Origin of the sequence: Paenibacillus sp. EPM92 (assembly GCF_016586185.1) — a bacterium.
In the GTDB taxonomy this organism is placed as follows: Bacteria; Bacillota; Bacilli; order Paenibacillales; family NBRC-103111; genus Paenibacillus_G; species Paenibacillus_G validus.
In genome coordinates this window covers 1-22,831 of record NZ_BCPS01000029.1, presented here as the reverse complement: position 1 = coordinate 22,831, position 22,831 = coordinate 1, and the positions used below count along the sequence as shown (strand labels likewise).

The 22,831-nt window shown below is 55.4% G+C and carries 22 protein-coding genes and 8 tRNA genes; 4 read left to right on the top strand and 26 right to left on the bottom strand.

The window, feature by feature from the left end; genetic code table 11:
- Nucleotides 1–163: 163 nt before the first annotated feature.
- From trxB to JMF85_RS05610, 18 genes are all read right to left on the bottom strand, one after another.
- The gene (gene trxB, locus JMF85_RS05695) at nucleotides 164–1,111 is read right to left on the bottom strand and encodes a thioredoxin-disulfide reductase (RefSeq protein ID WP_201317882.1); all 948 of its coding nucleotides are present in this window, start codon (nucleotides 1,109–1,111) and stop codon (nucleotides 164–166) included.
- A gap of 34 nt (nucleotides 1,112–1,145) precedes the next feature.
- Nucleotides 1,146–2,894, bottom strand: a complete 1,749-nt coding sequence (locus tag JMF85_RS05690) for a tetratricopeptide repeat protein (protein WP_201317881.1) — start codon at nucleotides 2,892–2,894, stop codon at nucleotides 1,146–1,148.
- Nucleotides 2,895–3,074: 180 nt separating this feature from the next.
- Complete coding sequence (locus JMF85_RS05685; protein WP_054797498.1) at nucleotides 3,075–4,025, bottom strand: ribose-phosphate diphosphokinase; 951 nt, start codon at nucleotides 4,023–4,025, stop codon at nucleotides 3,075–3,077.
- A gap of 100 nt (nucleotides 4,026–4,125) precedes the next feature.
- The gene (hisJ, locus tag JMF85_RS05680; protein WP_201317880.1) at nucleotides 4,126–4,953 is read right to left on the bottom strand and encodes a histidinol-phosphatase HisJ; all 828 of its coding nucleotides are present in this window, start codon (nucleotides 4,951–4,953) and stop codon (nucleotides 4,126–4,128) included.
- 31 nt (nucleotides 4,954–4,984) lie between these two features.
- The gene (hisIE, locus tag JMF85_RS05675; RefSeq protein ID WP_201317879.1) at nucleotides 4,985–5,677 is read right to left on the bottom strand and encodes a bifunctional phosphoribosyl-AMP cyclohydrolase/phosphoribosyl-ATP diphosphatase HisIE; all 693 of its coding nucleotides are present in this window, start codon (nucleotides 5,675–5,677) and stop codon (nucleotides 4,985–4,987) included.
- Complete coding sequence (gene hisF / locus JMF85_RS05670) at nucleotides 5,674–6,432, bottom strand: imidazole glycerol phosphate synthase subunit HisF (protein WP_201317878.1); 759 nt, start codon at nucleotides 6,430–6,432, stop codon at nucleotides 5,674–5,676. Before hisF ends, hisIE begins: the two co-directional genes overlap by 4 nt.
- A gap of 45 nt (nucleotides 6,433–6,477) precedes the next feature.
- The gene (gene hisA / locus JMF85_RS05665) at nucleotides 6,478–7,206 is read right to left on the bottom strand and encodes a 1-(5-phosphoribosyl)-5-[(5-phosphoribosylamino)methylideneamino]imidazole-4-carboxamide isomerase (protein ID WP_054800219.1); all 729 of its coding nucleotides are present in this window, start codon (nucleotides 7,204–7,206) and stop codon (nucleotides 6,478–6,480) included.
- Nucleotides 7,207–7,246: 40 nt separating this feature from the next.
- The gene (hisH, locus tag JMF85_RS05660) at nucleotides 7,247–7,867 is read right to left on the bottom strand and encodes an imidazole glycerol phosphate synthase subunit HisH (RefSeq protein WP_127609183.1); all 621 of its coding nucleotides are present in this window, start codon (nucleotides 7,865–7,867) and stop codon (nucleotides 7,247–7,249) included.
- A 3-nt stretch (nucleotides 7,868–7,870) separates the two neighbouring features.
- The gene (gene hisB, locus JMF85_RS05655; protein ID WP_127609185.1) at nucleotides 7,871–8,488 is read right to left on the bottom strand and encodes an imidazoleglycerol-phosphate dehydratase HisB; all 618 of its coding nucleotides are present in this window, start codon (nucleotides 8,486–8,488) and stop codon (nucleotides 7,871–7,873) included.
- Nucleotides 8,481–9,770 (bottom strand): histidinol dehydrogenase, encoded by a 1,290-nt coding sequence (hisD, locus tag JMF85_RS05650; RefSeq protein ID WP_054800217.1) that lies wholly within the window; start codon nucleotides 9,768–9,770, stop codon nucleotides 8,481–8,483. The genes hisB and hisD overlap by 8 nt, the downstream gene beginning before the upstream one ends.
- Before the next feature lie 17 nt (nucleotides 9,771–9,787).
- Nucleotides 9,788–10,432 carry an ATP phosphoribosyltransferase gene (gene hisG, locus JMF85_RS05645; protein ID WP_054797495.1) on the bottom strand — a complete coding sequence of 215 codons (645 nt, stop codon included), beginning with the start codon at nucleotides 10,430–10,432 and terminating at the stop codon, nucleotides 9,788–9,790.
- 15 nt (nucleotides 10,433–10,447) lie between these two features.
- Nucleotides 10,448–11,647, bottom strand: a complete 1,200-nt coding sequence (locus JMF85_RS05640) for an ATP phosphoribosyltransferase regulatory subunit (RefSeq protein ID WP_127609187.1) — start codon at nucleotides 11,645–11,647, stop codon at nucleotides 10,448–10,450.
- 287 nt (nucleotides 11,648–11,934) lie between these two features.
- Complete coding sequence (locus tag JMF85_RS05635) at nucleotides 11,935–12,435, bottom strand: acyltransferase (RefSeq protein ID WP_127609189.1); 501 nt, start codon at nucleotides 12,433–12,435, stop codon at nucleotides 11,935–11,937.
- Nucleotides 12,432–13,088, bottom strand: a complete 657-nt coding sequence (gene ppaX / locus JMF85_RS05630) for a pyrophosphatase PpaX (protein ID WP_201317877.1) — start codon at nucleotides 13,086–13,088, stop codon at nucleotides 12,432–12,434. Before ppaX ends, JMF85_RS05635 begins: the two co-directional genes overlap by 4 nt.
- Before the next feature lie 31 nt (nucleotides 13,089–13,119).
- On the bottom strand, nucleotides 13,120–14,118 hold the full coding sequence (lgt, locus tag JMF85_RS05625) for a prolipoprotein diacylglyceryl transferase (RefSeq protein WP_155614718.1): 999 nt from the start codon (nucleotides 14,116–14,118) through the stop codon (nucleotides 13,120–13,122).
- Nucleotides 14,119–14,179: 61 nt separating this feature from the next.
- Nucleotides 14,180–15,121 (bottom strand): HPr(Ser) kinase/phosphatase, encoded by a 942-nt coding sequence (gene hprK, locus JMF85_RS05620; protein WP_141334341.1) that lies wholly within the window; start codon nucleotides 15,119–15,121, stop codon nucleotides 14,180–14,182.
- A 143-nt stretch (nucleotides 15,122–15,264) separates the two neighbouring features.
- On the bottom strand, nucleotides 15,265–16,389 hold the full coding sequence (locus JMF85_RS05615) for an ABC transporter ATP-binding protein (RefSeq protein ID WP_127609197.1): 1,125 nt from the start codon (nucleotides 16,387–16,389) through the stop codon (nucleotides 15,265–15,267).
- Between the two features lie 93 nt (nucleotides 16,390–16,482).
- Complete coding sequence (locus JMF85_RS05610; RefSeq protein ID WP_201317876.1) at nucleotides 16,483–17,586, bottom strand: PucR family transcriptional regulator; 1,104 nt, start codon at nucleotides 17,584–17,586, stop codon at nucleotides 16,483–16,485.
- Between the two features lie 278 nt (nucleotides 17,587–17,864).
- Here JMF85_RS05610 and JMF85_RS05605 point away from each other — a divergent pair, with 278 nt between their 5' ends.
- The 4 genes from JMF85_RS05605 to JMF85_RS05590 are packed head-to-tail and all read left to right on the top strand — an operon-like array spanning nucleotide 17,865 to nucleotide 21,743.
- The gene (locus JMF85_RS05605) at nucleotides 17,865–19,130 is read left to right on the top strand and encodes a nickel-dependent lactate racemase family protein (protein ID WP_201317875.1); all 1,266 of its coding nucleotides are present in this window, start codon (nucleotides 17,865–17,867) and stop codon (nucleotides 19,128–19,130) included.
- 24 nt (nucleotides 19,131–19,154) lie between these two features.
- Nucleotides 19,155–19,547 carry a hypothetical protein gene (locus tag JMF85_RS05600; protein WP_127609203.1) on the top strand — a complete coding sequence of 131 codons (393 nt, stop codon included), beginning with the start codon at nucleotides 19,155–19,157 and terminating at the stop codon, nucleotides 19,545–19,547.
- Nucleotides 19,548–19,554: 7 nt separating this feature from the next.
- Entirely contained in the window at nucleotides 19,555–20,166 is a 612-nt protein-coding gene (locus JMF85_RS05595) for a gluconate 2-dehydrogenase subunit 3 family protein (protein ID WP_236595746.1), read from the top strand.
- The gene (locus JMF85_RS05590; RefSeq protein ID WP_141334335.1) at nucleotides 20,163–21,743 is read left to right on the top strand and encodes a GMC family oxidoreductase; all 1,581 of its coding nucleotides are present in this window, start codon (nucleotides 20,163–20,165) and stop codon (nucleotides 21,741–21,743) included. Before JMF85_RS05595 ends, JMF85_RS05590 begins: the two co-directional genes overlap by 4 nt.
- Before the next feature lie 114 nt (nucleotides 21,744–21,857).
- Here the strand turns inward: JMF85_RS05590 and JMF85_RS05585 are convergent.
- The 8 genes from JMF85_RS05585 to JMF85_RS05550 form a co-directional block, all read right to left on the bottom strand.
- Nucleotides 21,858–21,930, bottom strand: a tRNA-Lys gene (locus JMF85_RS05585).
- A gap of 9 nt (nucleotides 21,931–21,939) precedes the next feature.
- Nucleotides 21,940–22,025, bottom strand: a tRNA-Tyr gene (locus tag JMF85_RS05580).
- A 21-nt stretch (nucleotides 22,026–22,046) separates the two neighbouring features.
- A tRNA-Phe gene (locus tag JMF85_RS05575) sits at nucleotides 22,047–22,122 on the bottom strand.
- 25 nt (nucleotides 22,123–22,147) lie between these two features.
- Nucleotides 22,148–22,224, bottom strand: a tRNA-Asp gene (locus JMF85_RS05570).
- Nucleotides 22,225–22,239: 15 nt separating this feature from the next.
- Nucleotides 22,240–22,315 (bottom strand) — tRNA-Thr (locus JMF85_RS05565).
- 7 nt (nucleotides 22,316–22,322) lie between these two features.
- A tRNA-Val gene (locus JMF85_RS05560) sits at nucleotides 22,323–22,398 on the bottom strand.
- Nucleotides 22,399–22,463: 65 nt separating this feature from the next.
- A tRNA-Met gene (locus JMF85_RS05555) sits at nucleotides 22,464–22,540 on the bottom strand.
- A gap of 93 nt (nucleotides 22,541–22,633) precedes the next feature.
- A tRNA-Ser gene (locus JMF85_RS05550) sits at nucleotides 22,634–22,721 on the bottom strand.
- Nucleotides 22,722–22,831: the final 110 nt, after the last annotated feature.

Below are 22,831 nucleotides of genomic sequence, written 5' to 3'. Positions count from 1 at the left end.
GCATCGTCTAACTTTGTATGTGTTCGAGCTTTATGGTCTTGTCCAGCCGCTCAGGATGAGCGCTCCATGTTCCAACTATAAGGCAACCCACCCGGGAGGTCAAGAAGAGTCCACGGGAAAAAACGTGGAACAAGTTTGTTCCACGCTTTATGCAGACGGCCTTTTAGAGCGTTTGGCTCCAGTCGTGCACCATGTGTCCTTCCAGAAACTTCTCACAATCGAGCGCGGCCATACATCCGCTTCCCGCCGCGGTAATCGCTTGACGGTATTTGCTGTCCTGCACGTCGCCGCACGCGAACACGCCTTCAACGTTCGTCATCGAAGTGCCGGGCTTGACCAAGATGTAGCCGACCTCATCCGTAACGATTTGACCTTCAAGGAAATCCGTGTTCGGCTTATGGCCGATCGCGACGAAAATGCCGTCCGTCTCAATGATTTCTTCCTGGCCGGTCTCGTTGTTTTTCACTTTCAACCCGGTAACGCCCTTGTCGCCCGACACGACTTCAAGCGGAGTCCGGTTCAAGCTCCACGAGATCTTCGAATTCTCGCGCGCGCGGTCCTGCATGATCTTCGAAGCGCGCAGCTCTGCTCTGCGATGCACCAGCGTCACTTGCGTAGCGAAGCGCGTCAGGAAATTCGCTTCTTCCATCGCCGAATCGCCGCCGCCGACCACGACGATTTTCTTCCCGCGGAAGAAGAATCCGTCGCATGTGGCACATGTGCTGACGCCGCGGCCCATGCTTTCCTTCTCGTTCTTAATGCCGAGCAGCTTCGCCGAAGCACCCGTCGAGATAATCAGCGATTCCGCTTCAATATCGCCCAAGCCCTCGACGTTAAGCTTAAACAGACGTTTCGACAGATCGACCTTGTTGACCCAGCCGGTCTTGAATTCTGCGCCGAAACGTTCGGCCTGCTTGCGCATATTATCCATTAATTCCGGCCCCATAATGCCTTCGGGGAAACCCGGGAAGTTCTCGACCTCCGTCGTCGTGGTCAATTGACCGCCGGGTTCAGGACCTTCGATGACGAGCGGGTTCAGATTCGCGCGCGCCAAGTAGATAGCTGCCGTTAAACCGGCCGGGCCGGTTCCGATTACGATTGATTTGTACATAGAAGGTGTCCTCCCTACAGATCCCGCTTATTTTTTAGGATGGAGCTTCCAGTCCGGAAAACTTTCGGAAAATGGAGTCCATTTTCTCGCGTAAACCGCAAGCCTCGTCGATGAGCTTGGCGTTCTTGCTGACCGTAGCCACGGAAACGCCGTAACGGTCGGCTGTCTCTTGAAAGCTGACAGGACGACGGTGCATCCGGGCGATCCAATATTCGAGCGCCGCGGCCCAGCCCTCCACCTTTGCGATTTTCGGAACGGCGGGAAATACCCGCGTTAAATATTCTACCCAAAGGGTCTGTAAATCGTACTGCTGTACGATATCGTACCGCCGCGCCATTTCACGCTGCGCCAATTCCATGACCAGCTGCCATTTCCGGTCCCATACGGGCAGGCTCGGAGAATGCGGCGACGGTGCGACGGTCGTCGAACGGCCTTCCAGCACCGCCGGCAGCGGATCTTTAACCCCGATGCTGCGCAGGACGAACACGGCCATCTTTTTCAAATAGTCGTCTTCCTCCGGCTCTAGAATAAACTCCGTCAGCGCATCCTTTACTTCATCGTCCGCAATAAGACCAAACGCCTGAATGACCTGCAGCTTCGTATCGGTATCGCCGTGCCGCAGCGCCCAGAAGAACGAGGAACGGACGAGCGGATCTTTTTTCAAGTGATCCGGCAGGCCGCCTTCCTTACGCTCCATGCCGCGCAGCTGTTCCTCGAACGGCAGGTGATAATGATAGCTCACCTGAACCTTCGTATCGCCGTCGCGACGCTTGTTCAAGATATTCAAATAAAATCTCGGAATATCCGAGCCCGGATCGTTCTTCTCCGCTTGCCGCCACAACCGCTCCGCTTCGTCCCAGCGGCCGGTATTGTATGCGGCTACGGCCGCATAGTGGAACAAGCAAGGGTCCGGTCCGGCCTCGCCTGTCTTTAACAGCCTTTTGAACAGCCGGTACGCTTTGTCATGTTCACTTAATATACCCATCGTCGTGGCCAGTTTAAACACATGGTCCTGATGGAAGGGATACGTCTTGCGCAGCATGTCCAGCAGCCCCGCCAGCTTCTCGCGGTCGCCGAAATGCTGGTAGAAAATCGCCAGGTTGCAAAGCGCATGCAGATTGCCGGGCTCCAGCTCGAGCACCTCGCGAATCATCTGCACCGATCGGTCGAAATGACCCATATAATAATAAGCGAGCGCCAAATTGTTGCGCGCCGCCATGAAGTCCGGATGGTTGCGAATAATGGTCTCCAGCAGCCGCACCGCTTCGGAGAACTTGCCTTCCTCCAGCATGCTGCGCGCGCGATCGTGCTCGAACAAGCCTTCCCGGCTCTTGATCGTCGTCAGCTTCGCAGGACGATCGAGCTCCAGGCGCAGCAGCTCCATCATTTCTTCGGACTCTTCGAGAAATTGCCCTGTCGGATCGTTCTCCAGATAATGAACGATCGCCTTCTCGGCCGACTCGTAATTCTCCATATTGGCAAAATTGTTGGCCATATAAAAATAACATTCCGTCATCGCCGGATCGATCTGATCCAGGACATGCTGCAAAATGCGGTTCGATTCCTCGTAGTTGCCCATTTCCGACAAAAGCCCAGCCAAATTGCAATGGTTGACCGGATTTTCAGGCTCATACTCGGCCGCCCGGCGAAAATACTTCAATGCCTTATCGTAATGATAACGGTCCAGGGATTGAACGGCTTTTTCGAAAAAGAACGTGGCATCCATTTGCATCGGAACGACATTGGTGCTGGTCTGGGGCAGCACACGTTTTTTCTTCTCCATGGTTAAGGCACCTCCGTGACCCGTCCGGTAGAGCTTACCGCCGAATACGAATAACGAATGACGTTAGCTATCGTCTGTTGCTTCCCGGAATTCTAATGATTCCTAATTATAACACAATCCGGCCCAAAACCGTAGGTTTTGAAAGCCGGAGACGTGTGGAAAAAACATTTAGGATAAGTTTTATACTCCGCCGTACTTGAACAAGGAGCTGAGCGAGCCGCCCGACACGATAATGTTGATCGCATCGGCGAGCAGGTGGGAGACGGACAATACCTTGAACCGGGCGGAATGATCGTCCGGAATCGCGATCGAGTCCGTGATCACGACCTCCGCAATGTTCGGATGGTCCAGACGCTGCAGCGCCGGGCCGGAGAACACCGGATGCGTAGCACAGATATAAGCGTCCTTGGCTCCGCGCTCTTTCAGACCTTCGACAACATTCACGATCGTTGTGCCCGTATCGATCAGGTCCTCGATAATGATCGGCGTGCGTCCTTCGACGTCCCCGATGACGTGCGTAATAACCGCTTCGTTATGAGCGGGTCTTTTCTTGATCATCATCGCGAACGGCGCATCGAGAATGTTGGCCAAATTCTCAGCCGTCGTAGCGCGTCCAGCGTCCGGCGATACGATGATCGGATTTTCGATATTCAGACCTTTAATATAATCACTAACCAAATCCAGCGCCGTCAAATGATCCACCGGGATGTTGAAAAAGCCTTGAATCGCCGGAGCGTGCAGGTCGATCGTGATCACACGGTCGGCGCCCGCCGCCGTCAGGAGATCCGCAACCAGCTTGGCCGAAATCGGCTCGCGCGGCGCGGCTTTACGCTCTTGGCGGGAATAACCATAGTAAGGAACGACAAGGTTGATCGTTCTCGCGGATGCCCGTTTCGCCGCATCCATCATCACGAGAAGTTCCATGAAGTGTTCGTTAATCGGATGCGAGAACGTTTGTACGAGAAACACGTCGCAGTTACGAATGCTCTCTTCGTAAAGACAGTAAATTTCCCCGCTCTTAAATCGGGAAAGTTTGATCTGACCTAGCGGCACTTCGAGCTCTTGACAAATACGCTCCGCCAGTTTCGGGTTGGACGAACCCGAGAAAATCTTCAATTTGTCGGTATACATGGTTACCTCCGCTTTCTGTTGTTACGTGGTTCGTTTGACGATGCCCAGACTCGGAAGTCTTGAGCGTTTACATAAAATTTAGAATGCTTCCACTCCCTCATTATACATGAAAAGAATCGAAACCAATAGGCACCATCGTCCGTTTCCGGCCCTTAAATGTGGCTAATTCGTTAAATCCGACATTTTTCAACAAATCGACGGCTTGATCCAAATATTGGGCGAGCCGCTCCGGCTGATGCGCATCGGAGCCGATGGTGAGCGGAATTCCAAGCTCCAGGGCGTATTCCAGCATGCGCCGGCTCGGGAACATCTCATTCACCGGCATCCGCAGCCCCGACGCATTCAATTCGATCGCCATGCCCGCCGCCCGGACCGCCTCCAGCGCTTGTCGTTCGAGGTGTTCGACGCTTTGCTCGGGCTTGAAGCCGAATCGCTTAATGACGTCGATATGGCCGATGTAATCGTAGAATCCGGTTCGGCAAGCCTTGCCGACGGCGTCGTAGTATTGCTTGTATACTTCGTAGGCGTCGCGTTCTTTCCAGCCATCGGTTTGCCGGTAGTCCGTAATGTCCCATTCGCCCAGAAAATGAACCGAGCCGATGACGTAATCCCATGGATACGCCTTCACAAGACGCTCGATCTCGGCTTCCCAGCCTTCGATATAGTCGCCCTCCATCCCGACCCGGATGTCGATACGGTCTTTGTATTTCTCCCGCAGTCGGAACGCCTCTTCGACATAATTCGGCAATTCCTCCATCGGCATAGCCATGCCGGGAAGATAGGCGGCCGGGTCGACATGGAGCAAGGGCATGTGATCGGACAGCCCCAACTGGACGAGCCCGATCTCAATGCCCTTCAACACGTACTCCTCAAGCTCTCCCGACGCATGTCCGCAGCGCACATGGTGCGTATGGTAATCAATGCGCATAGAAACGCTCCTTATCCTGAAAATCTGACGTTTATTTCTGTTTATTATGACGACGATCCAGTTCCCGCATCACGTCGTCCAGCGGCAGCCTCTGCTCGCGCAGCAGCACCATCAAGTGGAAGATGAGATCGCTTGCTTCGTAACGCAGCTCGTCTTTGTCGCGATTTTTGGCTGCGATGATGACTTCGGCCGCTTCTTCGCCGACTTTCTTAAGAATTTTGTCGACGCCCTTCTCGAACAAATACGTCGTGTACGCACCTTCGGGCCGTTCGGCATCGCGCTGCGCAATGGTCGCTTCGAGCGCGTTCAAGATGGCGAAGCGGTCCTGCTTGTCGGACTCGTTCGCCGTTGCCGCATCCGCCGCCAGCGCGCCGATCTTCGCGTCATGATAGAAGCAGCTGTAGCTGCCTGTATGGCAAGCCGGGCCCGCTTGATCGACCTGCACGAGCAAGGTGTCGCCGTCGCAGTCGTACCGGAGCGAGCGCACCTTCTGAATGTTACCGCTCGTCGCTCCTTTATGCCACAGCTCGCTGCGCGAACGGCTCCAGAACCAGGTTTCGCCCGATTCCAACGTTTTGCCGAGCGACTCCCGGTTCATGTACGCCATCATCAGCACTTCTTTGCTGACTGCATCCTGCACGATGGCCGGCACGAGACCGTGCGCGTCGAAGCGCACCGCAGCTAGGAGCTCCTCCAGGTTGGTTGCCGTTTTTCGTTCGCTCATCGCACTTCCACTCCTTTAGCCTTGAGGTCGTCCTTAACCTCTTCGATCGTTATCTCTTTATAATGGAAAATCGTTGCAGCCAGACCCGCATCCGCCTTGCCTTCCGCGAACACTTCGTAAAAATGCTCCTTCTTCCCCGCTCCGCCGGAAGCGATAACCGGAATCGTCAGCAGCTCCGACACTGCCTTCGTGAGCAGCACATCAAAGCCGTCCTTCGTGCCGTCGGCATCCATGCTAGTCAGCAGAATTTCGCCGGCGCCGAGGCGTTCCACCTCTTTCACCCATTCCAGCGCCTTCATGCCCGTGGCGTTCCGTCCGCCGTGGGTGAACACTTCCCACTCGCCCCACTCCTTGTTGAAGCGGGCATCCACAGCGACGACGATGCACTGCGAACCGAACCGGCGCGCGCCGTCGGACACGAGCTGCGGGTTGCGCACCGCCGCCGTGTTAATCCCGATCTTATCCGCGCCTGCGCGCAGCAGCCGTTTCATATCGTCCACGCTTGCGATCCCGCCCCCGACCGTGAACGGGATCGTAATTTGCCCCGCCGTCTTCTGCACGACCTCGACCATCGTCGCCCGTCCTTCGTGCGAAGCCGAGATATCGAGAAAAACCAGCTCGTCCGCGCCTTCGCGGTCGTAAATCGAAGCAAGCTCCACCGGGTCTCCGGCGTCGCGCAAATTGACAAAGTTAACACCCTTGACGACCCGGCCGTCCTTGACGTCAAGACAGGGAATGATTCGTTTGGCTAGCATAGCCGTACCCCTTTCGTATGGAATGCGCACGAGAGCATAGGTCCGTTAGACCAGACTGTGCGCTTCCTCCAGCTTGATGCTGCCGGTGTACAGCGCCTTGCCGACGATCGCGCCGCCGACGCCCTCGTCCGTATGCTCCGCCAGCTTTTGCAAATCTTCATATTGGCTGACGCCGCCCGATGCGATGACCGTTTGACCCGATACTTTGGCCAAGTTGACAATCGCCTCTACGTTCGGTCCGCCCATCATCCCGTCGCGGGAAATATCGGTGAAAATAAACGTGCGCGCGCCTTCCCTTGCCAACTCGACCGCCAGCTCGTCGGCTTTGACCGTCGACGTCTCCAGCCAGCCGCGTGTCGCCACGTAACCGTCGCGGGCGTCAAGTCCGATCGCAATCTTCTCGCCGTGCTTCTGCAGCACGCGGCGGACGAAGTCGCGGTCTTCAATCGCCGCCGTGCCAAGGATGATGCGGGACACGCCGAGCGACAGCACATAGTCGACGTCGCTTTCCGAGCGAATGCCTCCGCCGACCTGAACCGGAACGCTGACTGAACGCGCGATTTCACCGATCAGCTGGTCGTTCACCGGTTTACCCGCTTTCGCGCCGTCCAGATCGACCAAGTGGATCCATTTCGCTCCCTGGGCTTCCCAAGCCTTCGCCACTTCAAGCGGATTCTCGTTGTACACCGTCTCTTGATTATAGTCGCCTTGAATCAGACGAACGCACTTGCCTCCGCGGATGTCGATGGCGGGATAAATGATAAAAGCAGACATGATTCGTTTCCTCCACTACATATAGAGTTCAAGGGGCCGCTTAGACCGTTTGTTTCTTCTCGCACAACCCCAGAAAGTTATCAAGCAGCTGCATGCCGACGCTGCCGCTTTTCTCCGGATGAAACTGCATCCCGTACACATTGCCGCGACCGACAATAGCCGTCACCTGCTGATGGTAGTCCGTTGTCGCCAGCAGATCGCTCTCCCGCTCCGGCTTCACATGGAAGGAGTGGACGAAATACACGTGACCTTCCTCCACACCGCGAAAAAGCGGGCTGTCGCCGGCGCGGAACAACAGCTTGTTCCAGCCCATATGCGGCACCTTGTAATCGCCGCGGAAGCGCACGACATCACCCGGCAGCAGATTCAGCCCTTCGTGGTCGCCGTGCTCCTCGCTGCGGCTGAACAGCAGCTGCATGCCGAGGCAGATGCCGAGCAGCGGCTTGCCGCTTGCCGCGTAGGCCGCCGTCGCCTCATCCAATCTCGAGGCGCGCAGATGCTCCATCGCATCGCCGAACGCGCCGACTCCGGGCAGAATCGCGCCCTCGGCTTCAAGCAGCTCGCGCTCGTCCGAGGTGATCAGCGCCTGATAACCTAACCGCTCGACTGCCGAACGAACGCTGTGCAGGTTGCCCATTCCGTAATCGATAATCGCGATCATGGCTTACAGAACCCCTTTCGTGGAGGGCACTCCTTGTACGCGCGGATCAATGCTCGTCGCTTCGTCGAGCGCACGCCCCAACGCTTTGAACACCGCCTCGATCATGTGATGCGTGTTGTGGCCGTAGTGCACGATGACGTGCAGCGTAATGCGCGCTTCAAGCGCGAACTTCCACAGAAACTCGTGCACAAGCTCCGTCGTGAAGCTGCCTACCGTTGCCGACGGATACTCGGCGCGGTACTCGAAATGCGGGCGGTTGCTAATGTCGATGACAACCTGCGCCAGCGCCTCGTCCATCGGAATAAACACGCTCGCGTAGCGCTTGATGCCGCGTTTGTCGCCGAGCGCCTCTCGCAGCGTTTGGCCGAGACAAATGCCGATGTCCTCCACCGTATGGTGGTCGTCGATCTCGACGTCGCCCTTCGCATCCACCTTCAAATCAAATTGGCCGTGCTTCGTAAACAGGTCGAGCATATGATTCAAGAACGGCACGTCCGTCTCGATCTCCGACACACCGGTTCCATCCACGTTAAACGCAAGCCTGATGTCGGTTTCATTCGTACGGCGCGCCACTTCCGAGCGGCGTCCACCCGGTTGTTGACCTTGTCCTTGTTCAGCCACGAGAGTCCCCTTCTTTCTGCAAACGAATTTCGATGGCGCGCGCATGCGCCTCCAGCCCTTCATGGCGTGCCAAGGCGATAATCTTATCCCCGTCGCGCAGCAGCGCTTCCTTACTGTAGTAAATCACGCTCGACTTCTTCATAAAATGATCCACGTTCAGCGGCGACGAAAACCGCGCCGTGCCGTTCGTCGGCAGCACGTGGTTCGGACCGGCAAAATAATCGCCGACCGGCTCCGAGCTGTACGGACCCAAGAAAATGGCGCCCGCATTCTCAATCTTGCTTAAATATTGGAACGGCTCGCGCGTGAGAATTTCCAGATGCTCCGGAGCGAGCCGATTCACCGCGTCTACGCCTTCTTCGAGGCTGCCGACGGTCAGAATCGCGCCGTAATCGCGCACCGATTGCCCGGCGATTTCACGCCTCGGCAGCTCGGCAAGCTGGCGCTGCACTTCCGCCTGCACCGCTTCCGCCAGCGCCTCCGACGGCGTAATCAGAATCGCCGACGCCATCTCGTCGTGCTCCGCCTGCGACAGCAGGTCGGCCGCCACATAGGCAGCATCCGCCGACTCGTCGGCGAGGACAACGATCTCGCTCGGTCCGGCAATGCTGTCGATATCGACGGCGCCGAACACGTATCGCTTCGCCAGCGCCACGTAAATGTTGCCCGGACCGACGATTTTGTCGACCGGGGCGATCGAATCCGTGCCGTAAGCAAGCGCCGCCACGGCTTGCGCGCCGCCGACGCGATAAATTTCGCGTACGCCCGCTTCCGCTGCCGCCACCAGGATGTGCGGATTAATCCCTTCGATACCCGCCGTTGCCGGGGGTGTCACCATGACGATTTCCGGTACGCCCGCCACCTGGGCCGGAATCGCGTTCATCAGCACCGAGGACGGGTAGGCCGCTTTACCGCCTGGCACATACAGCCCGACCCGCCGCAAAGGCCGCATCACTTGCCCGAGGATGCTGCCGTCCGGCTGCAAATCCATCCACGACGTACGCAGCTGCTTCTCATGAAAGCGGCGAATGTTGACGGCCGCTTCGCGAATCGCCGTCAGGAACTCGTCATCCACTTGACGATACGCCGCTTCGATCTCCGCTTCGGCGACACGGAGGTCGCTCACGTCGGCGCGATCGAACTGCTTGGCGAACTTGCGCAGCGCCGCGTCCCCGTCTTGACGCACCTCTTCGATAATAAGCCGTACGCGCTCGTTCTGCTCCGGCGAGCCGTACTCGACTTCCCGTTTCAAAGCAAACTCCGATGCCGGCATCCGTTTCATCTGAGGGCAACCTCCTTCTATGCTTTCGCCGCCAAGGCCGCTGCGATGACCGGCTGCAGTCGGTCGCACAGTGCTTGTATAGCGTTATTTTTCATCCGGTAGCTTACCCGGTTCGCAATCAACCGGCTCGTAATCGAGAAAATCTCTTCGTGCTCCGCGAGCCCGTTTTCCCGAATCGTGCTGCCCGTTTCGACCATATCGACAATCCGGTCGGCCAACCCGATCAGCGGCGCCAGCTCGATGGAGCCGTTCAGCTTGATCACTTCCACCTGCTGTCCCCGCTCCCGAAAATACTGCGAGGCGACGTTCGGATACTTGGTCGCCACCCGCGGATTCAGCACCGGCTTCCAATCCGGCAAGCCGATGACCGACATGCGGCAGCGGGCAATACCGAGATCGAGCAGCTCGTAAACGTCGCGGTTTTCCTCCATCAGCACGTCCTTGCCGACGACGCCGATATCGGCTACGCCGTATTCCACATACGTCGGAACGTCGACGGGCTTCGCCATAATAAACTCCATATTGGCTTCGGGCACCGCGATAATCAGCTTGCGCGATTCGTCCGTTTCGTCCGGAATCGCGAGGCCCGCCTCGCGGAACAGCTTCGAAGCTTGCTTATAAATACGCCCTTTGGGCATCGCTACTTTCAATAACTCCTGCATGGGCTCGCCGCTCCTTTAATTCACAAACTCAATGACGCTCTGATATTCGATCCCCCGAACGCGAACCGAACCGCCGGCCAGCTGTTCTTTCTCATACTGACCGTCCGGAGCGAGCAGCGTCTCCACCGGCGCTTGCCGCTCCATCCGCAGCTCTCCCGCCCGGCTTAACGCCTGCTGCCGGTTGTCCGCCGTATAGACGATCAGCACGCGGTTCGACGTCTCTGCGGCAGCCTCCTTGCTGATCACTTCAAGAATCCGGTTCGTCTTGAGCGCAAAGCCGGTCGCCGGGGCCGGACGGCCGAACTGCGCCAGCAGGTTGTCATAACGACCGCCGCTGCACACCGGAAATCCGAGATCCGCCGCATAGCCTTCAAAGGTCATGCCCGTGTAATAAGAGAAGTCGCCGATCATGGTCAAATCGATCAGCACATGCTCGCTGACGCCATACGCCTCCAGCACGTCCCACACTTCGCACAAATGTGCGATCGCTTGCTGCGCTACCGGATCGTCGGTTAACTGACGCGCTTGGCGGCAAATCTCTTGGCCCCCTCGCAAGCGAAGGATGCCCTCCAGCTCTTCCCGCACCTCCGCCGGCAAGCCCATCGTCTTGAGCGCTTCCCGATAACCGACGTAATCGCGGTTCAGCAAGCAGTCCTTCAACTGCGTCTGCGCATCCGTACGGTCGCGCAGCGTTTCCTGGAACAAGCCGTTCAGGAAGCCGACATGACCCAGCGCGATTTTGAACGGCTTCACGCCGGCCGCCTGCAAGCAAGCGACCGCGAGTGCGATCACTTCCGCATCGGACTCGCTTGACGCATCGCCGACGAGCTCAACGCCAGTCTGGAAAAATTCCGCATCCCGCCCCGCTTCCGCTTCAATCGCGCGAAAGACGTTCGCGTGGTACGACAAACGAAGAGGGAACGCATGTTCACGAAGCAAGGACGAAACGACACGCGCGATCGGCGCCGTCATATCCGAGCGCATGACGAGCGTCGTGCCGTTACGGTCGAGCAGCTTGAACAGCTTCTTATCTTCCGTCGAGCTCGCTACCCCTACGGTATCGTAATACTCCAACGTTGGAGTAATGATCTCTCTGTAACCCCAGCGCTCCAAACACTGCATCAGTTTGAACTCAATGCTGCGCAGCTTGGCCGCCGCCTCGGGCAAATAATCTTTGACGCCTGTCGGCTTTTCGAACACTTTCGGTTTGGACACCGGTCTTCACCCTACTATTCGTAATTTTTGCTTTAGTTCGCTAATGTGCTACCATACTACCAAAATAAAGAATGTAATCGTTAGTCTACCATGGAAACGAGACTCCGTCAATGGAATAACACGAACGTTCTCCGTATGTCTGCAGAGCTTCATCCGAACGCCCGAGCGGAACCCGGGTGCGGTATTTCTGCTTGTAAACCGTCGTTTCCGACAAGAGCGGAACTACGTTCGTTATTCCCGTTCAAACCGGTGTGAAGGGCCCCTGTTAGGCTAAATCGGATATCGTTTTACTCCCCGCTCTCCCGGACGTCCTCTCGTATTACGCGCAGGGGATTGCCCGCGACGAAGCTGTACGGCGCAACGTCCTTATGCACGACCGAGCCTGCCCCAATGATCGCATGATCCCCGATCGTTACGCCCGGCAGTATGGTGCTGTTCGCTCCGATCATCACATGGGAACCGATCTTCACCTGCCCGAGCCGGTATTCCTTGATCAAATACTCATGCGTCAGGATCGTCGAATTGTATCCGATGATCGTATTGTCCCCCACCTCGATCTTCTCCGGGAAGAATACATCCACCATGACCATTAAAGCGAAAGAGGCATGCTCCCCCACTTTCATCCCTAAGATACGGCGATAAATCCACCGTTTCAAAGGCAAGGAGGGCGCATACCTGGCGATCTGGATAAAAATAAAGTTACGAATGGCCTTCCATCGGCTTATCGTACTGTATACTTGCCATAACGAGTTAGGCCCGTCCACCGGATATCGGTCCGTCTGTCTCAAGCGTTGGATTCTCCTCCTATGCCGGCAATCGGCAATAGTTCGCGAATATCGTCAATAACGTGGTCCGGCTCATACCGGCGCAAATATTCGACGCCTTTCAACGACCAGGCGACCCCAACCGGGGAGACACCCGCATTTCGGGCCGCCTCGATGTCGTAATGGCTGTCGCCGACCATCAAAGCGCTCGAGGCGTCCACACCCAATTCGCGCAGCGCTCTTAAGATGCCTTCCCCGTGCGGCTTCGGCTGTTCTACATCCTCGACCGTGACAATCGAATCAAAATAACCGATAATGCCGGTCAGCTTCAGGCCCATCTCTGTCGTCTTCCGGATTTTACTGGTGACGACGCCGAGCTTCACCCCCGCTTCACGCAATTGGGCGAGCGTTTCCGGCACATGAGGAAACGCCGTGACCAATTCATCATGCCGGGTGATGTTGAAAGCCCGGTATTTCATGATCAAATCTTCCACCTGCTCCCGCCCCGAGAAATCCGCCATCTGCTCGTGCAAAGGCCGCCCCATGTTGGGAATGATGCGCTCCCGCGTTACAGGCTCCGGCGTGTCCCAGTCAAACGTATGTAAAAAAGATTGAATGATCAGCTCATTCGTATCGAGAATCGTCCCATCCAAATCAAACAGTACGGCTTGAATCATGCTTCTGCTCCTTCGTTTGCTGGTCTCATGTTCATCTTGTTTCCTCTGCCTCTCCCGGCTTCGCCTCATTCGGAGCTCCTTCGGCGTTTACCGCCGTCGTCGTCTCGCTCGCCGCTGCCGCACCGACCTGTAGAATAGGATCGGAATAATGCTCTGCAGACGCTCCTGTCTTCCGCCGCACGATGATCACGACGATCGCGGCAATAACGATCAGTACGGCCAGCAGCTGCGAAATCCGCACATTGCCGCCGTACGTCATCACCCCAGGCTCAAACCCGATCGCGCGCATCGGCGACCATAAGCTGTGCATCAGGGAGACCAACCATTCCGGTCCGGTGAAATCCAGGCTGTCCGTCCGGACCCCTTCAATGAAGAAGCGGCCGATCGAATACCAAATGAAATAGCTGAAGAACAACTCGCCTGCCCGCAAGAACCGTTGACGGCGCAGTACGAACAAGATCACAAGTCCGGCTAAATTCCACAATGACTCGTATAAGAAGGCCGGGTGATAATACTGTCCTTCAATCAACATCTGATTGACGATAAAATCAGGCAGATGCAGATTGTTCCGTAAGAACGCTTCATTTACCGGTCCACCGTGCGCTTCCTGGTTCATGAAGTTGCCCCAGCGCCCGATGGCCTGTCCGATGATCAGCCCCGGCGCGCAAATGTCCGCAATCCTCCAGAACGAATAGCCTTTGCGCCGTACATAAATGACAGCAGCGATGATTGCGCCGATCAAAGCGCCGTAGATGGCGATGCCGCCATGCCAGATCTTGACTACTTCGATCAAATTATCCTTGTAATCTTCCCACTTAAAGGCGACATAATAAATTCGCGCGCCGATGATGGCCGAAGGCACGCCGATCAACACCAAGTCCATGAAAAAGTCCGGTGAAATGCCAAACCGCTTGCCTTCTTGCACCGCTAGCAACAATCCCATCATCGCCGCCGCACCCAGGATAATGCCATACCAATAGACCGTCAGCGGTCCAAGTGAAAATGCGATCGGATTCAGAGCTAAAAACATGCGCTATCTTCTCTCCTTATACGAAGCGAACGGTCCGAGAACCGCTCCCCGTTCAATGGGATTATTCCAAGTCGTCCATATCCTCGTTTAACGATTCCGTCAATTTGTTCGTAAATTGCAGCGCGGCATTATAGCCCATCCGTTTCAAGCGGTAATTCATCGCCGCCACCTCAATAATGACCGCCAAGTTCCGCCCGGGACGCACAGGAATCGTGACGAGCGGAATATCCGTGTCGATAATCCGGGTCTTCTCTTCGTCCAGTCCCAATCGGTCGTATTGCTTGTCCTGCTGCCAATTCTCCAGCTTACAGACAACCGAAATTTTCTTCGCGGTGCGTACCGCTCCGGCTCCGAACAACGTCATGACATTAATAATACCAATCCCGCGGATTTCCAATAAGTACCGAATCAGCTCCGGCGCGTTCCCGATCAGCGTGTGGTCGGCCGTTTGGCGAATTTCCACCGCATCGTCCGCAATCAAGCGGTGCCCGCGCTTCACAAGCTCAAGCGCTGTTTCGCTCTTCCCGATACCGCTCGAACCGGAGATAAGCATGCCGATACCGTAAACGTCCACAAGTACGCCGTGAATCGTCGTTGTCGGAGCGAGACGATTTTCCAAAAACCCGGTCAATCGGCTTGCCAAAATCGTCGTCGCCATCGGCGTCCGCAGCACCGCGATCCGGTAGTCATTCGCCGCCGCCAGCAGCTCGATCGGCGCTTCCAGTCCGCGGCTAATGATGATGCATGGGATTTCATCCGGCGCGCAAAGCCGGTGCATCCGCTCCGTGCGTTCCTCCGGCGACAGGCCTTCGAAGAAGGTCAGCTCCGTTTTTCCTAAAATCTGTACCCGGTCATGCGGATGAAACTCGTAATAACCGGCCAGTTCCAGCCCGGGTCGATATAGGTCGGCAGTCATGATCGGACGCTTCAAGCCCTCATCGCCGCATATAATCTCAAGTTGAAACTCTCTTACCAAATCCGAAACTTTTACTTTTTTAGGCAAGGTCGTTCGTCTCCTTTTTATACCAGTATCCTCATCGTAAAGGAATCGGCCGCATAAATCAACCGCTGCCGCCCGCTTTGCTTATCGCTATCATTCAAATAAAAAACCAGCCTTTCGGCTGGTTTTTTATTTATACGATTCCATTAGCCATTCAGCAGGATGGAAGCTGTCGTTTCTTTGTCGAAGAAGTGAACTTTGTTCATGTCGATCGCCAATTTGACGTTCATCCCTTCGTGGAAGCCGGAACGGCTGTCTACGCGGGCAACAACGTTGGAGTTGCCGATACCGTTCAAGTGAAGGATCATCTCATGACCGAGGTTCTCGGACACTTCGATGTGAGCGTTAACGATCGAGTTCGGGGACGCCTCGATGAAGATCGCTTCTTCATGGAAATCTTCCGGACGAACGCCGAGTACGACTTCTTTATTGGCGTAACCTTTTTCACGGATAATTTTGGCTTTGCCTTCAGGCAGCTGAACGTCGACACCCGTTGTACGGAAGTGCAGCTGTCCGCCTTGCTCAGTAAAGCTGCCGTTAACGAAGTTCATCGATGGGGAACCAATGAAGCCCGCTACGAACATATTAACAGGGAAGTTGTAAATCTCTTCCGGCGTAGCTGCTTGTTGGATAACCCCTTTATCCATAACGACGATCCGATCGCCCATCGTCATGGCTTCTGTTTGGTCATGCGTGACGTAAACGGTTGTCGTTTCAAGCCGTTTAACCAGTTTCGTAATTTCAGCGCGCATCTGTACGCGAAGTTTAGCATCCAGGTTGGAAAGCGGTTCGTCCATCAGGAACACTTGCGGTTCGCGAACGATCGCGCGGCCCAAGGCAACACGTTGGCGCTGACCGCCGGACAATGCTTTCGGTTTACGGTCGAGCAGGTGCTCGATGTCGAGAATTTTCGCCGCTTCGCGAACGCGAGCGTCGATGTCGGCTTTCTTGAACTTGCGAAGCTTCAAACCGAAAGCCATGTTTTGATACACGTTCATGTGCGGATACAAAGCGTAGGATTGGAATACCATTGCAATATCGCGGTCTTTCGGAGCCACGTCGTTCACCAAACGGTCGCCGATGTACAATTCACCCTCGGAGATTTCTTCCAAACCTGCGATCATACGAAGCGTCGTCGATTTACCACAGCCGGAAGCGCCTACGAGTACGAGAAACTCTTTATCTTTGATGTCCAAATGGAAGTCTTTAACCGTTGCTTCCGCTGCACCCGGATATTTTTTTACGATGTGGTTTAAACGTACGCCTGCCATGATTAATTCCCCCTACGAGTTGATATCTTCTTAATATGCTTACATCATACCTTACTGATCCGTTGATGACTATGCACAATCTTCACAAAAAAATCACTTTCTTTTCGTTACTTTGTACAATAACAAGGCGATCTTCACAAGCACCGCATGATTGAACGTCCGCACGTCCAATCCCGTTTCCTGTTTGAATTTATCCAGCCGATAAAGCAGCGTATTCCGATGAATATAGAGCTTCTTGGCCGTCTCGCTGACATTGCAATCGAGTTGAAAAAAATGCTCAAGCGTCGTCATCGTCTCCGGATCGAAAGCGACATCAAGCCGCTTGAGCACCCGCTCCAGAAAATTGGCCTTCTCCGTTTCGGGAAGCATATGGACGAGCTTCTCCAACTGCAGCTCCCAAGGCATATGCATATTACTGCCGATATGATAGGTCCGACCGAGCATGATCGTCTCGCGCAGCTGAAGCACGGTGGCATATAACGATTTGGCCGGAAGGATCGGGTAATGAACGGCAAGATGGCATTCACCCACCCATTCATTCTCCAGCATTTCGTGAAGACCGTAACCAAGTGCGGCGAGCTGATCTTCCAGCGTTTCGTCGGACGCATCGGCTTTATCATCCCCGCCGTCCATCGTCAATATTTTTTCCGGACCGAGAATAAGCCATTCTTTATCCGTGAGGGGAATCAGTGTAAGCGGCGCATCGAAGAAAGACTCTAACAGCTTCTTCAGCTCTGTATAATGCGCGCGCCGCGACGTAATCTGATCGACATACAGCAGCAGCGGAATTTTCGTTGCGTACAGCGATAATTGCGACACCAGCGTATCCGGCAGCTCCGCTTGCGTATAGCCGAGTTCCTGCTGGCCTTTGAACCATTCACGGATCAATGCCGCTTTCCGTTCCTCTTCACCGCTTGGCGAAGCCGATTTTTTATCCTGCTGTTTCCGGTTTTCGAGCAGCAATCCAAGGAGCATCCGTTCCTTGGGCGTTATCGACCCGGCGGGCACTTGCAGAAGCAGCGCGTCTTGCCCTTCTTTGTGCACCAAAAAATAAACTTGGCCGTTCTTGTCCACCCCGGAGACGACGCCGCCGTTTTCCTCGACCTGCTTGGACCATTCTTCCACTGAACATTTGACGCTGCTGACAGGTATACCGAGCGCGCTTTCGACTTGCTGACGTACGAGTTCCCAATCCATTCCTTGGCTCCCTCTCCTTATTTGCAACCGGTACCGACGAACCGCGTCACGTTGCAAACGTTTTCTCTATTTCGGCGCCACTCCCGGCGACATCCTCTTATTGTAGCATAAACAAAAAGGAAGCAAAGGCTCCATTCCCGATTTCATTTCCTTATGATCGGACGGGCGGCCGTATAAACATCCCTTATTTCCCGGAAACAGGATACTTTTTATGATATTGGGGAAAAATTGAACTGCTTTCATCACTTTTAACTTCATGCAGGGGGTGAAATCAGAAGATGCCCATGCTGCGTTATGGCCAGACGACCGTAAGCTTCCAGATCCCTTCGGGCCATACGCTTCGCACCGTCACCTATAGGCTTCCCAGAAATCCGGGATCTCAACTGGAATCCAGAGCCCGAATTCGCCGCGCGCTCGATGCACCGATCGGCAGCTCTCCGCTGCGCAGGCTTGCCCGCAGCAAGACGGAGGCGGTTATTTTAATTCCCGACGGAACGCGCCTATGCCCTAGTCCCTTGCTGCTTGAGCCGCTGTTAGAGGAATTGAACGAGGCTGGGATCCCCGATGATCGCATCGATGTGGTCGTCGCTCTAGGCTATCATCGGCGGCATACGCAAGAGGAGCTGCGCGAGCTTGTTTCCCATCCCGTTTATACGCGGGTTCGGGTACATAATCATTCCTGCTTGTCCGAAGATTGCGTTTATATCGGGACGACGACGCTGGGAACGCCCGTTGAAATTAACCGCCTTGTCGCGGCTTCACCGCTGCGCATCGTCATCGGGAATATCGAGCCGCACTCGCTCGTCGGCATATCCGGAGGCGTCAAATCGTTAGTTCCCGGCGTTGCCTCCAAGCGCTGCATTGAGCACAACCACGCGCTCTCGCTTACGCACAAAGCCATCGTCGGGAGCTCGGACAACCCCGTCCATCGCGATTTAGAGGAAGCGCAGCGGTTGGTGCCGGTCCACTTCATGCTGAATGTGATCGTCGACCACGACCGTCATGTCTTGGACGCCGTTGCCGGCGATATCGTGAAAGCCCATCAAGTGGGCATGAGGCTTGCTGCCGAGCGGTTTCTAGTGCCGGCTTCGCCCGTTTATGATATTGTGATCGCCTCGCCGGGCGGGTATCCGAAGGACCTGCATATGTATCAAGCGGTCAAAACGCTGCGTAACGCCGCAGCCTTCACGAAACCGGGCGGGACCATCATTCTCGTGGCGGAATGTTCCGAAATGCTCGGTAACGGGCAATTTCAAGCCTGGCTCGATACGATGCATAACCGTTCACACACGGTAGCCCAGCTTAGGGCGCATTTCGTATTGGGGGCGCACAAAATTTTACATATAGACGAAATTCTTGCTCACCATCGCGTATATCTGTTGTCCGCTATGCCGCGACCCGTCACGCAGCTGCTCGGATTTACTCCCGTCGAATCACTGGACTCGCTGCTCGAAGAGCTTCTGTCCCCGCAACGACCTACGGCAGCGGCCTGTCTGCCTTATGGCGCGTTGACCTTTCCTAAACCGGCTTCACCGAGCCTATAAAACGAAGCCATGGAGGCGATGATCATGGATTGGATAAGCTGGTCGCTCGACCGTGTCATTTATTTGTTTGTCGGCGTTGCCTTCTTCGTCCTTTGGATTCAAGTGGCGCTGTCGCATTACCGGCAGAATTTCCATCACAAATCGATGTGGACCCCCGTCGTCGCGGCGCCTATCTTCAGTCTGACGGCCGTGTGGCTCGCCTTCGACCGCAGCCACCTGCTGCTTCTGGTCTTTGCGGGACTGATGTGGCTGGGCGTCATGATCGGAGCCGCCGGTTTCTATTATCATTTTCACGGCGTCGGCGTCCGTGTCGGCGGCTATTCGATGCGCAACTTTCTGGCTGGGCCTCCGGTCGTTTTGCCGCTTCTCTTTAGCGCGTTAAGCGTACTGGGCTTGCTTGCTTATTACTGGAGGTGAGAGAGGAATGTCTATTAAACGTTTGACCCGCTATCCTTCTTATGACGTTATGAGTCAGCGGCACGAATGGGATGAGCACACACGGCGCATCGTCCTTGACCGCCTGCAGACAGGCGGCGGCGGCTATACCTTCCTGACGGCTGTTGAAGCTGAGAACTTGCGGGCTTGGTGCTGCCTGTTATTGGATGACGAGCGGCCGGAGATCATACAGTTCGTACTCGATCATATTGACACCAAGATGAATTCCGGTCAGGAAAGCCAGCGTAAACCTGGCGAACCGCCGGCTCCGGCGCTCGTGCGCAATGGCTTGCAAGCGCTCGACTCGGCTTGTCAGAGGCTACATACGAAACGATTTTTTCATATGGATCAGGAGCAAAAGAAGCAGATTATGCATGCAATCAGTCAAGGAGACGGCTCTCCCCCCGATATTTGGAGGTCTATCCCGCAGCAAGCTTGGTTTCAAAAGCTGCTGAAGCTTGCGATTGACGGCTATTACTCGCATCCGGAGGTTTGGTCGGAAATCGGATACGGAGGGCCCGCCTATCCCCGCGGTTATGTACGCATGAATCCGGATGTGCCCGACCCTTGGGAGCCGATAAAGGAAGGTAAGCCCTCATGAACAGGCGATATGGAGATGAAACCGTCGACGTCTTGATTGTAGGCGCTGGCGCCGCCGGAGGCGTCTTGGCCAAAGAGCTGAGCGAAGCCGGTATGAAAGTAGTCGTGCTGGAGTCGGGGCCCTATCGCGACCCTCAGCATGATTTCGCGAGTGACGAGCTGGCGATGCAGCGGTTGGGCTGGCAGGATACGCGCGTTGTTGACGGATCCGATCCGCTGGAAATGGGTCACAATAACTCCGGCTGGGGGGTTGGCGGCGGTACAACGCATTTTACCGGGGTGTTTCTGCGGTTTCATGAGTCGGACTTTCAGACGCGTACGCTCGATGGCGTCGGGGAGGATTGGCCGATCCGGTATGCCGATCTGAAGCCCTACTATGAGAAGATCGAGCGGGACATTGCCGTATCCGGCCCGAAATATTTCCCTTGGGGGCCGTTCCGTGGACCGTATCCGTATCCGGAACGTGATCCGATCAGCCCGAATGCGCAAGTGTTTGCCCGCGGCTGCGAGAAGCTGGGCATCGGCTGGACGGTCACGCCGCTCGCGATTTTATCCGCACCGTTTGAAGACAGGCCGCCCTGCATCAACCGCGGGTTTTGCAATCAAGGCTGTATGCCGAACGCCAAATTCAGCACGCTGATTGTCCACATCCCCAAAGCGGAGAAAGCGGGAGCAGAAGTGCTTGCGGATTGTACCGTGACCCAGGTGAATATGAATGCGACCGGTAGGGTGACCGGTGTTACGTTCGTACATCATGGCGATACCTATGAGCAAAAGGCCCGCATCGTCGTATTAGCTACCTATGTCGTCGAAACCCCACGGCTGTTGCTCAATTCCGCCAACGGACAGTATCCCGAAGGCCTCGCCAACCGCAGCGGTTGGGTGGGCAAAGCGTTCATGACGCACAGCAGTCATGATGTATACGCCCGTTTCGACGACGAAGTGCGGCTCTATAAAGGTACGCCCGTGCTCGCATCGACGCAGGACTTTTATAGCACGTCGCCGGACCGCGACTTCGCTCGAGGCTATACCTTGCATGCGCACGGCGCCAGACCGCTCGGCTTCGCTCAAGGCATCGCCAAATCCGGGGGTGCCGGAGGACCGGTCTGGGGCAATCGGCTGCGCGAGGCGATGCTTGATTATAATTACTACGGACGCGTTACGTTGGTCGGGGAAGTGCTTCCAGACGAAGCCAACCGCATCACCTTATGCGAAGAGAAGGATGTTCACGGCCAGCCGCGAGCTAAAGTGACATTCGGTTATGGAGAGAATGACCGGCGATTAATTCGACACGCTATCGGTACAATGAGCGCTATCCTTGAAGCCTCCGGCGGACGTGTCGAATTCATTGTTCCCGATACCGCCCATCTGATGGGCGGTTGCAGAATGGGAGACAACCCGGAGACGTCGGTCGTGAACAGTTACGGACAATGTCACGACATCCCCAATCTATTTCTATGCGGTGCCAACTCCTTCGTCACTTCAGGCGGCGGTAATCCGACGAACACCGTCATGGCGCTCGCGCTTCGGACGGCGGATTATATCAAGCAGAGCGGTACGAGGCTCGAACTGCAATGAGAACCACACGGTTCGTCCTTGTGAACGGGGGGCGATCCGTGTGAGTAGAGAAACGGAATGTTGCCAAAACAAAGAAGAGATCTTCTCATGGAAGATCTCTTCTTTGTAACAAGATGAGCCATGTAGGACTCGAACCTACGACACCCTGATTAAAAGTCAGGTGCTCTACCAACTGAGCTAATGGCTCTTACATGAATGGTGGAGGCTGATGGATTCGAACCACCGAACTCGTCAGAGAACAGATTTACAGTCTGCTGCGTTTGGCCACTTCGCTAAGCCTCCAAGACGGCTAAAAAAAGCCTATGGTGGCTCGGGACGGAATCGAACCGCCGACACGAGGATTTTCAGTCCTCTGCTCTACCGACTGAGCTACCGAGCCATATGTAGGGTTATGAAGTTATTCATGGCGGAGCCGACGGGATTCGAACCCGCGGTCTCCTGCGTGACAGGCAGGCATGTTAGGCCTCTACACCACGGCTCCACAATGAAAGACAACTGGTGCCGCCGAGAGGACTTGAACCCCCAACCTACTGATTACAAGTCAGTTGCTCTACCAATTGAGCTACAGCGGCGTATGTATGGTGGAGGCTGACGGGATCGAACCGCCGACCCTCTGCTTGTAAGGCAGATGCTCTCCCAGCTGAGCTAAGCCTCCATAGTATGTACAAGTACACACAAGTCGAATCATACCATAAAATGTCTAAATCATTCAACTTGTTTTGGTAGCGGCGGAGGGGATCGAACCCCCGACCTTACGGGTATGAACCGTACGCTCTAGCCAGCTGAGCTACGCCGCCATATCAATCAATGAGTCTGCGAAGTTTCGCTTACGAAGCTTATGCTCCGATGAACCTTCGGTTCCCATCCCTCAATCCATGAGGGTGAAGCAACGGAGAGAGAGGGATTCGAACCCTCGCACCACTTGCGCAGTCTAACCCCTTAGCAGAGGGTCCCCTTGAGCCACTTGGGTATCTCTCCAAGATGAGCTATACGACAGCTTGTACACCGTCATAAGCACAGAGCTTGCGCCCTGAAAACTGGATACGAAACTCAGCATGCTGAATGCTTTGATTTCACAATAGTGAAAA